Origin of the sequence: Simiduia sp. 21SJ11W-1 (genome assembly GCF_024138675.1) — a bacterium.
Classification (GTDB): domain Bacteria; phylum Pseudomonadota; class Gammaproteobacteria; order Pseudomonadales; family Cellvibrionaceae; genus Simiduia.
In genome coordinates this window covers 2,584,141-2,598,690 of the sequence record NZ_CP090959.1, presented here as the reverse complement: position 1 = coordinate 2,598,690, position 14,550 = coordinate 2,584,141, and the positions used below count along the sequence as shown (strand labels likewise).

Genomic DNA, 14,550 nt, shown 5'->3' with positions numbered 1-14,550 from the left:
GCTTACCAACGGTAATTCAATTCAAAAGTGACGGGAATTTCACGCAATTCGCGCTCGGCACTCGGGTTTATTGGGGAGCTGTAGGTCGTTTGATTTACGCCGCTCCACTGCAGGCTTGCGCTCAGGCCTTTAAATTGTGCCTGTATCTCAATGCCCGCCGACACCAGTTGCATTTCTTCCAGTACGTCGCCTTCAGGCCCAAGCTGTTCACCAAGGCCTGCATCGGCAAACAGGGCAATGGCGCTGGTGAAATCTGCTATTTGCCAGCGCAGGGGCGTTTGCCAGTTGAGGTGCGCGCGCGCGCCGCGATCAGCCGAGAACTGGCCGGCGTAAAAGCCGCGCGCGCCGCTGATGCCGGTGAGTGCAAGTTTTTCAAAGCTGGGTAGCAGTGTGTCTGCCTGCTGGATGTGGAAGTCTGCGCTTAATGTTTGCGTGGCCAGTTGCCAGCGGCTGTTGGCGTAGAAGGCCCAATAGGTGAAGGTTTGCTCAAACTCTAAAGCGCCCGTGAGCTGGTGCTGGCCCTGAAATCCATTGATGCCTGTTGATTGCGCCCAGGCGCCTGCATTGATTGCCCATTGCCAGCCGGCACTGGCCACTTGCGCGGTTTCATCGTTCACCAGGCTGTCGTCGTTAAACACGTTGCTGTAGTCAACGCTTTTGTCTTGCCAGCCCAGTGAAAGGGTATGGGTGTGGGTATCGCTGATAGACCAGCGTTGAAAAAACCGCGCGCCGGCAATTAGGGTGTCGCCGGAAAGCTCCAGAGATTCAAACTCCTGGCCCACGTCAAATTGGTTATTGGTAACGCTCACTGCCAGGCCGTTTTGCGGGCCGGTGATGGGGTGCTGGTAGGCGAGGTAGCCGAAGGCGTTGTTGGCGCCGCCGGTGGCAGCCATCAGGCCCACGTCCAGCCTGTCGAAGTTGCCGAGCGGGCTCAGCCAAGTGTAGTAATTGGTAAAGCGGTAGTGGCCGGAGGATTCGCTGCCGTAGTTGTCCAGACTTGAGGAAACCCGGTGGTGGCCCTGGGCTGTGGCGCGCAGGTTAAGCCGTATGCTGTTAGGGCTTTTACCGCGCGAGTAGTAGCCAAATAGCGACACTTCCGGCTGGCGATTAAGATTGCGCAGTATGCGGTCTACCTCTGGCTGGTACAGCGGCCGGTTGAGCAGGCGCTTGAACAGGCTGCTGATGCTGGTGGCGTCTACACCCGGTTCGCCCAGCAGGGTCACGTCATCCAGGCTGATCTCCACCAGGTTCAGACGCACAACCCCCGAGCGCGAGGTCTGGCGGGGTAAAAACACATAGTGAAACTTGTAGCCTTGGTCGCGCAGCGCGCGGGTGAGCTGATCGGCGATGAGCGAGAGCTGGGTGAACGTCATCTCCTCCGGGTATTGGCTGCGCAGGCGGTTGGCTTCGGCCAAGAGCTCACTGGTGTTGTATTTCTGCGCAAAATTGCCGGTGCTGCTACTGATCACCAGCCGCTTAACCACCATGGTGCGCTGCTCTGCCACCGGGTCTATGTTGGTTTGGGCTTGGGCGCTGATCGGGAGGCTGAGCAAAATAGCGAATGGGTAGGCCCACAGCTGCCTGAACATCTTAAGGCGCATTTCTAGGCTGATAGAAGGCAAAGGCAACCTGTTACTCCGAAGTTATACGAGGCCGAGTCTTCCAGTATAGGCAACATTTATAGGGCCGAGAGGCCGTGAGATTCCGTTTCACGTTGTAAGGTTATGGGCAGCTAGCGCCCTTTATTGAGCAATATCTACGGGTTTTATCGACTTAAGGGGGCAGTGTAAGCCAGTTTTGTGACGGATTAGACAATCTGTAATGGCCTAGGCCAGTTGGGCTAATCCCTTGTAAACCCGGGGGTTGGCCCTTTAGGGTGTTGCTCTGATTCACGCGCGGTTAGCAATTTCGCGCAGCTGTTACTGTGATTTGTGTCTAATTTTTGGAGCCAGCGACCATGTTTGCCATACAGCCACTGCCTGCATCTTCTGCTTCGTCTGCCGCCCTAGACCCGGACGTAGGTAGGTTTTTGTCGGGTATTGCCGGGCGCTTTTGCGTGTATGCAGAGGCCTTCAAACAGGTGTTTTGCAGCTTCAATATTGAGGCCCATGAGGGCTGGGAAGACCGCTATGGCGCGGTGCCCACCGCCGAAGCCAACTACGACCAGCTCACAAACATTCCGCCCTCGGCCATTTTACCTACCCGGGCCACACTCTGTTGGGATAGCCACTACGGTTTGGTGGTGCAGTTCAGTGGCAGGGCCAAACGTGTGCCACTGGCGCGTTGTATTGATGCCTGGGACGGCCAGCTACCGGTGTTGCGCAATCGCGATTTAATGCTGGTTACCAGCGGTTGCCTGTGCGTGCCTATTTGCCTGCTGGATCGTGCAGCCCTGCTAGACCGTTCGATTTTTGAGGTGGCCGATATAGCGCGCGCCATTACCGATAAACTGGCGGCAAGCTCGCGCCCGCGCGCGCCGGTTGTGAATTTGAATCTGCCGAATTAACCCAGGTTTTAAGCAGGCGCCACTACCTTGCCAAGGGCGCGAGCGTGCGCCTATTGCAGGCCCGGGTGATACAGCCTGAAGGTATTCTTGCCAGCGGATTTTGCGTCGTATACGGCCAAATCCGCTTTTTTTATGATGCTGTCTACGTTTTCCTTGTAGCCGTCTGACACCGCAAGGCCAAGGCTTGCCCCGGCCGTGTGTTGATGTTGGCCCAGCTGCATGGGTGGGGCCAGCGCGGTTAATATGCGCTCACATACCCGCCCCCCTTCGGCGTCGTCTTTTAGCTCTCTTAATATCACCGTGAACTCATCGCCCCCTAAGCGGCAAACGCTGTCGTCTTCGCGCACGGTGCCGGCCACGCGTCTGGAAAACTCTTTTAAAAGTTCATCGCCGCGGTCGTGGCCCAGGTTGTCGTTTACCCATTTGAAGTTATCGAGATCAATAAAAATGAGCCCGAACAGGGTTTTGTGAATCCGTGAATGGGCAATGGTGCGGGCCAGCTCTTCAATAAATTTGCGCCGGTTTGGCAGGCCGGTTAAGGCGTCGAAGTAGGCCATTTTTTCAAGCGCTTTTTTATCGTCGGCCAGGCTGTTTAGCATGGCGTTGAAGGCATCTACGGTATCGCCCAGTTCATCGGGGGCAGCCTTGGTGGCGCGCACTGTAAAATCGTTGTGCTGGCCTACGTGGCGTGCCACCTCACCCAAATGCACTATGGGTTGGTAGATGCGCTGTTGCAGCGGCAGGGTTGCCACGTAAGCCACAAGGCTTGCTGCAGCACTGATGAGCAACAAGCTCATCGCCAATTGCCGGCTGCGGGCGTAAAGTGGCGCAAAGCTTCCATACACCGTTAACACACCTACCTGGTTACCCATGGCGGTTACGGGCACAGCCAGCACAAACTCATCGCTCACGTATTGCACCTGGCCTGCGTTCGAGGGTTCGGTGGCACAGTAGTGGGGTTGTACTAATGGCTCTTCAGGCCAGCTGGCCAAGGGGCGATTGCGCGCGTGGGAAAACAGGCAAGCGGCTGTGGCTCCGCGCACCAGCGCATAAGCGGCCAGGTTCTCACGCGCACGTTTGGCATCCATAAAGGCTACCGCAGCACTGCTGCGCTGGGCGGTTACCTGGGCAATGGCGGCGAAGTTATCCAGGAGCGCAGACTTTTGCTGCTGTAAATCGTAGGCAATAAACGCTGCACCCGACAAGGTAACTGCCAGCACCATAGTGGCAATAACCGTTGCCAGGATTTTTGCCCGCACCGCGAGCGAAGAAAACCAACGTTCAAACATGGCGTTGTCTGGCAGGTGAATGAAAGGGTTGCTTGCAATGATTATGCAAAGTCAGCCCCTTGAGGTTAGCACAGCAAAGCCTGGGCGTGGGCGAGCCGGGCGGGTGCCAGGTGGGCGATGGGGTGCGCAGGTTTGGCCTAGAACCCGGCCTTAGCCTGTGTGCGCAACAAACCCAAGGTTGTGTTTGCTTGCGCCAAGGTTGGCTAAACGGCAAGTGGTGACGAGAAGATTGTGTAGCGGGTACTGTTTGGTGTGGTGCTGGCTGCGGGCAGAAATGGCCGGCAGCCAGCGGGTGTTAGGCAAAAATTTGGGTTTTCAGCAATTCAATTTCTTTTTCATCGTGCATGGCTTTGCGGCGGTACACCGCGAGCGTGGCTTCCAGGTCTGCTATTTGGGCCTGGGCTTTGGTGAGCGCCACTTGCAGGTTTTTGCTGATGAGGTGTTGCTGGCTGAACTGGCCCTTGATCGACATCAGCTCTGTTTCCAGCTCGTGTTTTTGTGAGGCCGTCTCGCCGAGGGTTTGTTCCAGGTTGGCCATGCGCTGACGCATGCCGGTAAGCGTTTCGTGTACCCGGGTGTCCAGCGCAGGGTTATGTGCGCCAAGCTTGAGTGCAGCGGGCTTCATGTGCGGGGCAAGGCTGTTTAGCAAGGTATTGTGCACGTGCGCTTTCATCGGGTAACACCTCTCGTTTGTTTTCAGATGGTGCCAGTTTATCGGGTTGGGGCTGGCGCACCATTGGCCAGATAGGCTAGCTAATGGCCTAGGCCATTGCTTGGGGGCGCGCAGGGTGGTTAAAAGTTCAGTTGCCACTTGAGCAGGGTGCGCGCCTGATTGTGCTCGTAGTTGGCTTCATTCTTACCGGAGCGCTCGGAAAGCGGCAGGCGCTCGTCTGCTGCCTGCAATGGCCCCGGGCCCAAAAGGATGTGGGTGCGCCGGTGGCGCAGGCTGCAACCCAGTAGCAGGCATTTTGCTGCCGTTGGCTGTGATTGCGCTGTTGCCGCCCAGAGTTCGGCGGGTGGCTCATTGGCGTTTATGCGGGGCATGGCTGTGCCGAGCAGCTGTTGGGCTTGGGTCAGAATTTCTGCCAGCAGGTGCTGTTCGGTTTTTGTGGCGATGTTGTCACACCATCCGTAACTGCACAGCAAGGCGCTGATCAGGCCCGCTGTAAGTGCGGCTTTCAATGGCAAAGAAAGCATGTTGTTTACCTGCTGTTCGCTTTGGGTGCCAACACCTTGTTGTGCACGAGCGGGTTGCGTTTGATGTGTTGGCTGCGTTCCACGCAAAGCCCTTAAATAGTGATGTACACACTGTATCGGGCGGGCAACGCCTGCGGTATTGCCCGCATGGCCTAAGCCTTGTGAGGGTGCCAACAGGGCGCGAAAAGTGAGGCAAAAAAAAGCGGCGCCCAGGGGCGCCGCAAAGGGAAAGCGCGATTACGCTACGCTAAACAGAGGAAAGTGTTACTCGGCCAAGCCTTCAATCATGGCATCAACAATGTCGCCGTTGTCGCCATCGATTTCCCAGGAAAACAATCCGCCCAGGCCATTGTTTTTAACAAACGCCGCTTTGGCTTTTACCGAGCGCGGGTTGTCGTAGGTGATCAAGGTGCCGGTGCTGTAGTTCCACAGGTAAGGCGCTTCGGCATCGGCATCGTAGTAGTAGGTAAAACCGTTGATGCCTGTGCCTTGGCTGCCGCCCAGGTAGTTTTGCACTATGTCTTTGTAGTCAACTACGCCATCTTCCCAGCTGCCTTTTACAGGTGCATTGCCCTGGCCACCGAAGGGCCACTCGGGTTGTGCGCCGGTGATGTTGGTCCAGCCGCGGCCGTACATGGCGGCACCGAGTACAATTTTTGACGCCGGTACGTTTTGCATGAGCAGGCTATCCAATACAGAGGCTGCGTAGAAACCGTCGTTGGTGTTGTAGTGGTAGTCGTTCAGCGCCGTCTGGTGGCCCAATACACCGCTCCATGCACCGTGGTAGTCGTAGGTCATGGCGAAAATGTAATCCATGTACTGGTGTGCGCGGCCATAGTTGGCGGCTGCTACCATTGCAGGGCTTGTACCAATGGCAGAGGTAAGCTCCAGTTCTTTGCCCAGTTCTACTTCAAGATCATCCAGCATGGCGCGCAAGTCGCGCATTAAATCGGCGTAGGCTTCAAAATCTGCCTGCGAGCCAAGGTTGGCGTTGGCGCCGCGTCCGCCCGGAAATTCCCAATCGATATCCACACCGTCAAACAAGGTGTAGGTGCGCAGAAAGTCGGCTACCGAGTTTACAAATACCGCACGTTTGGTGGCGTCGGTTGCCAGGTGAAAGAAGGGATCTGACAGTGTCCAGCCGCCTACAGAAGGCAATACTTTCAGGTGCGGGTGCTGCTGCTTGAGCTTGATCAGCTGGCCGAAGTTGCCGCGAATCGGGTCGTCCCAGTTGTCGCCGGGGTAGGATTTTTCCAGGGCCGCGAACTTGTCGTGAATGGTAACTTCGTAATCCTGTTTGCCGTTGCACTGGCTTACCAGCGCACTGTAACCCGAGGGGTTGGCCTGCTGCAGTGAATCGTTAGGGCCGCAAATCGGAATGAAGCCGTACAAAATGTGGGTGAGCTTTTCAGCGGGCATGTCCATTACGTGATAGTTGCGCCCGTAAATGCCCCATTCAACAAAGTAGGTGCCCACTACCTGGCCTTGTGGGCGCACACCGTTGCCGGTTGTGCCGTTGCCATCGGTGGTTTGATCAATATTGGCGTCGCCGTTGCCACCGTCGGTGTTTGAGGCATCGGTGTTTTCTTCTGTGTTGTCTTCGGTGGTTTCGTTTTCGGTTGTGTCGTCTTCGGTACTGGTGCTGCCTTGGTCGTCGCCAATCAGCTCCCAGGGTTTGCCGGCACCGGTGTTGCTGCTGGGCACGTCATTTTGTGACCACCACTTGGCTTCATACACCTGGCCTTCATAAGCCACGCGGTCACCTTTGTTGTAGGTGCTGCTCGCACTCCACGCGGGGTATTGGCTGGCGTTTTCATCCGGCGTGTTTTCGGTAGTTTCGTCTGTGTTGTTTTCCGTGGTGTCGGAATTGTCTGTTTCTGTTTCAGTGTTTGTGCTTGCGCCGCTTTCGGTGTTGTCTGAACCGGTGTTACCGGTGTCGCTGCCACCTGAACTCATGTCACCTGAGCCAGTACTACCTGAATCAACACTGCCAGAGCCTGTGCTGCCAGTGCTACCGGAACCCATATTGCCAGAGCCCATGTTGCCAGAGCCGGTATTACCAGAATCGGTAGTGCCGGAGCCTGCGTTGTTAGAATCGGTGCTGCCTGTGCCTGCATTGCCGGAAGTTTCAGTACCGCCGGTATTTTCAGTGGTGCTGTTGCCGGTTGTTTCAGAGCTGCCAGAATCGGTACCGCTGCCGGTGTTGTTGTCAGGCGTGATGGTTACATCTACAGATGCGCCGCCATTGCCGTCGGGCGTGATTGTGGCCTCTACAGTGGATCCACCACCAGAGCCGCCACCACAGGCAGCAAGCGTGGTAGACAGCACTAAAGCGCATGCGGTTTTCATCATCAGTTGATTGATCATTGCCGTACCTAAATTGTGTGAAAGTAGAAACAAAAAATTCAGTGGGGCCACTATAGGGCCTGTGTGAGCTGCCCGGTATTGGCACGATGGCCTAAGCCTTGGCGTCAAAACCAAGCCTTGGCCTAGGCCTGAACAAAAATAAAAAAACGCCCGCAATAGGGGCGTTACAGAAATTGAGGTGTTTGCCGCTAAAAGCGGGTGCAGGTGTTAGCCGCGTGCAATGCGGCGCTCTTGTGCGGCGCGTGCTTCGCGGTTGTTCCACTCGGCTTTAACTTTCTGCACCAGCTCGCAGGCGCTGAACAACGCATCAGCAAACACCTGCTGCACGGCTTCCAGTGCACGACGGGTGCGGTGCAGGCGGTGATTTTCTGCAATTAGCTCGTCAATGAGCGCCTGCAATTTTTCGATGGCAGCTTCTTGTGCTTCACGCGCGCGAATTTCAGTTTGCTGATTGTGGCGCATGCGAATGACTGCAAGCTTCATGTCGCCCAGGGTAGTCTGCAATTTGTTTTTCTCATCGCGCAGTAGGGTGTAGGCTTGCTGGCGCTGCTTGAGATTATTTTCCAAGCGCTCAATGTTGGCATCTTTCTCTGCGTTGAAATAACGTGACAGTGTAACCTGCTCGTTGAGCTGGTCGTTTTTCTCACGCAGGCTGGCGTTGCTTTCTTCCAGCGCGGTGATGCGCAGCTGGTAGTGGTTAGCAGGCTGGGCGACAGCGGAAATATGGTTAACGCTGCGTGGTTTGGTAACAAGTTGTGCAGTCATGGCCGTAATCGCTCGATGAGTAAATTTAAGATGCGACCAGTTTAGGTTTGCCGGGGGTGTTAAGGTATTGGCCAGATAGGCTAGTTGATGGCCTAGGCCATTTGAACGGGGTAAGCCCGGCGAAAGCCCGATACAGTGGCGTGCAGGGGTTGAACTATAAGGGTTGATCAATACCAGTTGATCTATAGTAGTAACAGTAAGTATTGGCCGGCGCATGTGGCGCGGCGTTTTCGGGGGTATGAGTGGATATTTTAATCATCGATGACCATGCGTTATTCCGTGATGGCTTAAGTGTGCTGTTGCACCAGCTTGAGCCCAACGCGCAGGTGAGGGAGGTGGGCAGCGGTGCTGCGGCAATGGAGCAACTGCAGCAGCAGGCGGTTGAGTTCGACATAGTGCTGCTCGATTACCACCTGCCCGATCAGGACGGCATGTCGATACTGGCCGATATCAAGGCGGAATTCCCGGAATTACCGGTGATATTGCTCTCTGCCGAAGAAGATCCTGCCCTGGTGATGCGGGCCCTGCAGGCCGGTGCCAGCGGGTTTATCACCAAATCTTCCTCGGCCAAAGTGATGCTGAGTGCCATCAAGCTTGTGCTCTCGGGCGGTGTGTATGTGCCGCCGTTGATGGTGGCCAACAAGCCAGCCGCCGTGCCCAAGCCCATGGTGGAAGCCGTGGCCGAGCGGCCGGTGACTTCGGTAAAGCTCACCGATCGCCAGCAGGAAGTGTTGGTTGAAATGGGGCGTGGCCTGGCTAACAAGGAGATCGCCCGCGCGCTGGATATGTCGCCCAGTACGGTAAAGGTGCATGTGGCGGCTGTTTTGAAAGAACTGGACGTTAAAAACCGCACCCAGGCCGTGGCGAAGGCCCGCACACTGGGGCTGATTAACGCCGATCTTGATGCCGAAGGTTGCTGATTGCCTCTCGTTTCACCTGAGCCAACCCGGATCCCCTGGCGGCAAAAAGCTGCCTGTTTTGCTTTTTTCAAGCATCTTTGCGCCCACAAGCACTATTGCGCCCAAAAGCTACCTGCTGATCCTGCTGGCAGCTTTCGGGCTCATGGCCCCGCCCGCGCTTGGTGAAAACCCGGTGTTGCCCAATCGCCCATTGGCTCCGGCCAGCGAGATTCGTATAGCTGCGGCAGAGCTTGCGCCCCACGCCGGCCAATTGCTGCCCGAGCAGGGCTGGGTACCCAGAGTATTGGCGCTGGCTCTCATCGAGCACGGCTATGCACCGCACATTCAGTTCATGCCTTTTCGGCGGGCTTTGTCGTCGGCCCAACAGGGCAAGGTAGAGGCTATTGCGCCGCTGTATAAGAGCCCCGCACGCGAGGCTTATTTGCTCTTTTCAGACCCGCTAGGGGTATCGGCCACGGCGCTGTTTTATCGCCGTGCGCACCCGGTTCACTTTGAGCGCATACAAGACCTGGCCGGGCTTAAGGTTGCGGTAATGCGCGGTGCGCGGGTAAGCGATGACTTTGATAGTTTTGCCCAATTGGTGCGCGTTGAGGTAACGAGCTACGAGCAACAGGTGCGCATGCTTATGGCCGGGCGGGTAGATGCTATTGTGGGGGAAGAGTTTGTGGTGCGCGCCATGATAGAGCGCCAGTACCGGCTGGCCGATCACGACATAGTGCAAGCCCCCAGCCCCGTGGCACTGCAGGCCATGTATGTGGGGGTGGCAAAATCCGCCATTGGGGCCCAGGAGAAGCTTGTGGCCATTAACGCGGGCGTGGCAAAACTTGCGGCCAGCGGTGTGCTGCAATCGGTGTTGGCCGAATACGGCATTCACTATGATCAAGGTCGGCTCAGCCCGCGCCCTTTGCCACCGATGGAGGCGGGTGATCCAGGCGAGCATTAACCGCCGTAGGGTGATCACGGGCCGTAAGGTGCCAAACAAGATACGGCGCCAAACAAGAGATGACGAGCAGCGCTAAAGCGAACCCAAAATACGCCGGGCTGCCAAAGCGCGTGAATATTTTCAAGTAAGCTGGAACCGTCAAATTTTGCGCAATAACAATGAATAATCATATAGAAGCCGTGTTGGCGGCCTGGTACCCCAAGCGCGAAAGCCAGCGCTGGGTGTTGGGCGTGGTTACCCATACCGAGGGCTCAAGCTACCGCAAGCCGGGCGCGATGATGCTCATCAGTGAGCTGGGCCAGTGCCTGGGGCTCTTGAGTGGCGGCTGCCTTGAGCGGGCGCTCTTGAACGAGGCCAAACGGGTATTGGCCTTTGGGCGCCCGCGCGATATCACCTTTGATGCCACCGAAACCGCAGACGATGCCTGGCAGTACGGCCTGGGCTGTGGTGGCCGGGTACAGATCCGTTTATTGCCCCTGAATGCTGCCAATCAATGGTTGCAGCTGGCCACTCTTTACCAGCAACTGGCAAGCGGCCGCGCAGCTTGGCTTACTTTGCCCTTGGCGCCTGAGCCGGATGCACAGGCGCAATTACACACCGAGCCCCCGCTAGATGGCGCCCGTGAAGCCTTTGTGCAGGGGCTGCACCTGTGGGTGCCGGTTGCGCCGCAGGTGCGGCTGGTGGTGTTTGGCGCAGGCGTTGATGTGGTGCCTGTGGTGCAGCTTGCGGCAGGCCTTGGCTGGCAAATTACATTGGTAGATCACCGGCAGGGCTTGGCCCGGCCTGAAGATTTTCCCAGCGCGCGCTGGTTGCAAGCACAGGCCCACGATGCCGAGGTGAAGGCCTGCGTTGCCGAGGCTGATGCCGCGCTGGTGATGACCCACAACCTCACCCTGGATGCGGGCGCACTCACAGCCCTTTACGACTCAACGGTGCGCTATATCGGCCTGCTGGGGCCTGCCCATCGCAAAGCGCGGCTATTGGCGGAATTCAATCTGGAACCCCGGCGCTTGCCGGTCGCCATTGATGGCCCCATGGGTGAGCCACTGGGCGGTGATCTGCCGGAGGCTGTGGCGCTCTCGGCACTGGCGGCCTGTCACAAGGCGCTTTATGGCCAATCGCAAGTGGCGGCCAACAGGGCAACACATACCGCAGCTCAAGGGGCGGCACTCAGCCAACTTGGGCGTGTGCAATGAGCTGCGCAACCCTGGTGCTGGCCGCCGGTGCCAGCCGGCGCTTTGGTGCAGAGCCCAAGCAGGCGCAACCTTGGCGTGGCCGGGCGATGCTCACCCACATGGCCGAGCGGGCCGCAGAGGTGACGCCGGGCCAGGTATTCGTTGTACTGGGGGCCGACGCTGTGCGGCTGGCACCCCTGGTGCCAGCGGGCTGTAACATTGTGGTGAACGATGCCTGGGCCGAGGGCCTGGGGGCTTCCATTGCCCGGGGGGTGGGCGCGCTGCCCGCTGAAACCACTGCGGTAGTGATTGTGTTGGGTGATCAACTGGGTGTTACCCGTGAGTGCCTCACCGGGCTTGTGCGCACGGGGAATGCGCACAGTGGCGCAGGCAGTCCTGTGGCTGTGTGCGCCGCTTACCAAAATACCCGCGGCGTGCCCGCCTATTTCCCCCGGTGCTACTTTCCTGCCTTGGCAGGCCTTGCCGGTAGCAGCGGTGCCAAGGCGCTGCTGATGGGCGCTGAGGTAGCCACAGTTTCCATGCCGCAGGCGGCGATAGATATTGATACGCCCGCGGATTTTATTGCCTTTGAAAACAGGGAGAGAGCCAGTGCAAAAGCTATCGATTAACGGCACCAAGCGCGAAGTGGATGCCGACCCGAACATGCCCTTGTTATGGGTGTTGCGCGATTTGTTGCAGCTCACCGGCACCAAATACGGTTGCGGCAAGGGCCTGTGCGGCGCCTGCACCGTGCACCTTAATGGCTCGGCCGTGCGCTCGTGCAGCTTGCCGGTGTCTGCCGCGGTGGGTGCGGAAATCACCACCATTGAAGGTTTGTCTGCCGCTGGTGACCACCCGTTACAGCAGGCCTGGAAGGCGCACAAGGTACCCCAGTGTGGCTACTGCCAGGCTGGCCAGATTATGAGTGCTGCGGCGCTGTTGGCACGCAATGCGAGCCCCAGCCGCGCGCAAATTCAGTCGGCGATGTCGGGCAATATTTGCCGGTGCGGTACCTACCCGCGCATTGAATCGGCCATTCAAAGTGCGGCGGTACAATACCAACCGGCCAAGGAGGCAAAGTAATGTCAAACCTACAGGTTGTTAATCGCCGGGCATTTTTAAAGCTCACGGGCCTTGCGGCCACGGGCCTGGCGCTGCAGGCAAGTTTGCCCGCCAACGCCGCCTGGACGGGCCAACAGGGTGGGCAGTTGTCGCTCAATGTATTTGTGCATTTGGATACCGATGGCACCGTCACGTTGGTGGCGCACCGCTCGGAAATGGGGCAGGGTATTCGCACCAGTTTGCCGCAAATTATTGCCGATGAAATGGAGGCCGACTGGAGCAAAGTTAAAATCGTGCAGGCCCTGGGCGATAAACAGTACGGCAACCAAAACACCGATGGCTCGCGCTCGGTGGTGGGCTTTTATCAGATAATGCGCGAAATGGGCGCGGCCGCAAAGGCCATGTTGTGCCAGGCGGGGGCCAATCACTGGCAGGTGCCCGTTGAAAGTTGCACCGCAGAAAACCACCAAGTGCATCACCGTGCCAGTGGCCGCAGCCTGCCCTTTGGCGAGCTGGCCGCTGCCGCCGCCAAACTGCCTGCGCCCGGCCCGAAAACCCTGCAGTTTAAAGATCCGTCTAACTATAAATACATCGGCAAGGGCGTGCCGATGGTAGATCTGGATGACATAGTGCGCGGCACCACCGAGTACGGCGTAGATGTGCAATTGCCAGACATGGTGCATGCCAGCATCGAGCGCTGCCCCTACCTGGGTGGCACGCTCAAATCTGTAGATGATAAAGCCGCCCGCAAAGTGCCGGGCGTGGTAGACATTATTCGGCTTGAAGGTGGCCAGGAGCCGCCCATGTTTCACCCTTTGGCAGGTGTTGCCGTGTTGGCTACCAACACCTGGGCTGCGCAGCAGGCCCGCAAAAAGCTCGTGATTGAATGGCAGCCCAGCCCCCACCAGCAATTTAATTCCAACGCAGAATTAACGGCCCTTGGGGAAGCATTACCCGGTGAGCCCAAGCAGGTGCGCGTGCGCGGTGATGTAAAAAAAGCGCTCGCTGAATCTGCACAAAGGATTCAGGCAGTCTACAGCGTGCCGCATCTGGAGCACGCCACCATGGAGCCACCGGCGGCGGCTGCGCGCATGACAGAAAACGGCTGCGAAGTGTGGGCCTGCGTGCAGGCACCGCAGCGCACCCAGCAGGTAGTGGCCGGGGCTGTGGGCGTGGCGCCAGAACAGGTGAAGGTGCACGTCACCCTGCTGGGCAGTGCCTTCGGGCGCAAATCGAAACCGGATTTTGCCGCCGAGGCCGCCTACCTTGCCAAAGCCTGCGGGCGGCCGGTAAAGGTGATTTGGAGCCGTGAAGACGCCGTGCGCCACGGCTATTACCATGCCTTTAGTGTGCAGCACTTCAGTGGCGGCGTTGATGGCGCGGGCAAACTGGTGGCACTCAAGGCCGCCGTGGCCTCGCCCACTATTATGTCTACCTTTCAGCCAGAGCAAGCACTGCTGCAAGATTTTGAAGTGGGGCAGGGCTTTGCCAACATGCCCTACGAGGTGCCGCACCAGTTGGCCCAAGTGCACCCTACACCCGCGCACACCCGCATTGGCTGGTTGCGTTCTGTGTACAACATCAATCACGCCTTTTCGGTAAACAGTTTTATTGATGAAGTGGCACACCTGGTCAAGCGCGACCCGCTCGAGTATCAGCTGCAAGCGCTCGGTGCAGATCGCACGGTAGATACCCGCGAAGAAGGTTTTGCCGCAGGCTTTAACGCCGATTACCCCTACAGCATTGCCCGCATGAAAAATGTACTGGCCCGTGTGAAAGCCTCGGCCAAGTGGCCCGCCAAAACCGGTGCAGGTGAAGGCTGGGGCGTGGCTGTACACCACAGCTTTTTAAGTTACGTGGCAGTAGCCAGCAAAGTAAAACTGGAAGGCGATTCCGTGCGCGTAACCGATGTGCACATTGCACTGGATTGCGGCCAGATTGTTAACCCAGATCGCGTACACGCACAAATGGAGGGCGCGGTAATCTTTGGTTTGTCGCTTGCGCTAATGGGTGAGATAAGTTTTAAAAACGGGCGTGTTGAGCAATCTAACTTTGATGACTACCCGCTCTGCCGTATTGGGCAGTCGCCCAACATTGTGGTCACGCTCATTGAAAGTGCCGAGAAACATGGTGGTGTGGGCGAGCCAGGCGTGCCACCGGTGGCGCCCAGCGTTACCAACGCCATAGCTGCAGCCGGCGGGCCACGCATTCGTTCACTGCCGGTGGCGCGTCATTTGCGTATTGCCTGATAAACCACAACCTTCAATTTAAACCCCAAAGCCCCCGGCAGGTGAGCGAACTTGCCGGGGGCAATTTCTGCCAGCGG

13 protein-coding genes are annotated in these 14,550 nt (G+C 57.7%); 7 read left to right on the top strand and 6 right to left on the bottom strand.

The window, feature by feature from the left end:
• Positions 1–2 precede the first annotated feature (2 nt).
• Entirely contained in the window at positions 3–1,589 is a 1,587-nt protein-coding gene (locus tag L1F30_RS11510; protein ID WP_253356227.1) for a ShlB/FhaC/HecB family hemolysin secretion/activation protein, read from the bottom strand.
• A gap of 368 nt (positions 1,590–1,957) precedes the next feature.
• Here L1F30_RS11510 and L1F30_RS11505 point away from each other — a divergent pair, with 368 nt between their 5' ends.
• Positions 1,958–2,506 (top strand): hypothetical protein, encoded by a 549-nt coding sequence (locus tag L1F30_RS11505; protein WP_253356226.1) that lies wholly within the window; start codon positions 1,958–1,960, stop codon positions 2,504–2,506.
• Between the two features lie 50 nt (positions 2,507–2,556).
• Here L1F30_RS11505 and L1F30_RS11500 read toward each other — a convergent pair whose 3' ends face one another.
• From L1F30_RS11500 to L1F30_RS11480, 5 genes are all read right to left on the bottom strand, one after another.
• Positions 2,557–3,795, bottom strand: coding sequence for a sensor domain-containing diguanylate cyclase (locus tag L1F30_RS11500; RefSeq protein WP_253356225.1), 1,239 nt, complete (start codon positions 3,793–3,795; stop codon positions 2,557–2,559).
• Between the two features lie 295 nt (positions 3,796–4,090).
• A complete protein-coding gene (locus L1F30_RS11495) occupies positions 4,091–4,468 on the bottom strand; it encodes a hypothetical protein (protein WP_253356224.1) in 378 nt (125 codons plus the stop codon).
• Positions 4,469–4,587: 119 nt separating this feature from the next.
• Positions 4,588–4,992 (bottom strand): hypothetical protein, encoded by a 405-nt coding sequence (locus tag L1F30_RS11490; RefSeq protein ID WP_253356223.1) that lies wholly within the window; start codon positions 4,990–4,992, stop codon positions 4,588–4,590.
• Between the two features lie 264 nt (positions 4,993–5,256).
• Positions 5,257–7,359 carry a glycosyl hydrolase family 18 protein gene (locus L1F30_RS11485; RefSeq protein WP_253356222.1) on the bottom strand — a complete coding sequence of 701 codons (2,103 nt, stop codon included), beginning with the start codon at positions 7,357–7,359 and terminating at the stop codon, positions 5,257–5,259.
• A 207-nt stretch (positions 7,360–7,566) separates the two neighbouring features.
• On the bottom strand, positions 7,567–8,124 hold the full coding sequence (locus tag L1F30_RS11480) for a hypothetical protein (protein ID WP_253356221.1): 558 nt from the start codon (positions 8,122–8,124) through the stop codon (positions 7,567–7,569).
• Between the two features lie 242 nt (positions 8,125–8,366).
• Here L1F30_RS11480 and L1F30_RS11475 point away from each other — a divergent pair, with 242 nt between their 5' ends.
• The 6 genes from L1F30_RS11475 to L1F30_RS11450 all read left to right on the top strand — a co-directional run bounded on the left by L1F30_RS11475 (position 8,367) and on the right by L1F30_RS11450 (position 14,473).
• Entirely contained in the window at positions 8,367–9,044 is a 678-nt protein-coding gene (locus L1F30_RS11475) for a response regulator transcription factor (RefSeq protein ID WP_253356220.1), read from the top strand.
• 58 nt (positions 9,045–9,102) lie between these two features.
• On the top strand, positions 9,103–9,987 hold the full coding sequence (locus L1F30_RS11470; RefSeq protein WP_253356219.1) for an ABC transporter substrate-binding protein: 885 nt from the start codon (positions 9,103–9,105) through the stop codon (positions 9,985–9,987).
• Between the two features lie 158 nt (positions 9,988–10,145).
• On the top strand, positions 10,146–11,183 hold the full coding sequence (locus tag L1F30_RS11465) for an XdhC family protein (protein WP_253356218.1): 1,038 nt from the start codon (positions 10,146–10,148) through the stop codon (positions 11,181–11,183).
• Complete coding sequence (locus L1F30_RS11460; protein WP_253356217.1) at positions 11,180–11,791, top strand: NTP transferase domain-containing protein; 612 nt, start codon at positions 11,180–11,182, stop codon at positions 11,789–11,791. The genes L1F30_RS11465 and L1F30_RS11460 overlap by 4 nt, the downstream gene beginning before the upstream one ends.
• Complete coding sequence (locus L1F30_RS11455; RefSeq protein ID WP_305879907.1) at positions 11,772–12,245, top strand: (2Fe-2S)-binding protein; 474 nt, start codon at positions 11,772–11,774, stop codon at positions 12,243–12,245. The genes L1F30_RS11460 and L1F30_RS11455 overlap by 20 nt, the downstream gene beginning before the upstream one ends.
• Positions 12,245–14,473, top strand: a complete 2,229-nt coding sequence (locus tag L1F30_RS11450; protein WP_253356216.1) for a molybdopterin cofactor-binding domain-containing protein — start codon at positions 12,245–12,247, stop codon at positions 14,471–14,473. The genes L1F30_RS11455 and L1F30_RS11450 overlap by 1 nt, the downstream gene beginning before the upstream one ends.
• Positions 14,474–14,550 lie beyond the last annotated feature (77 nt).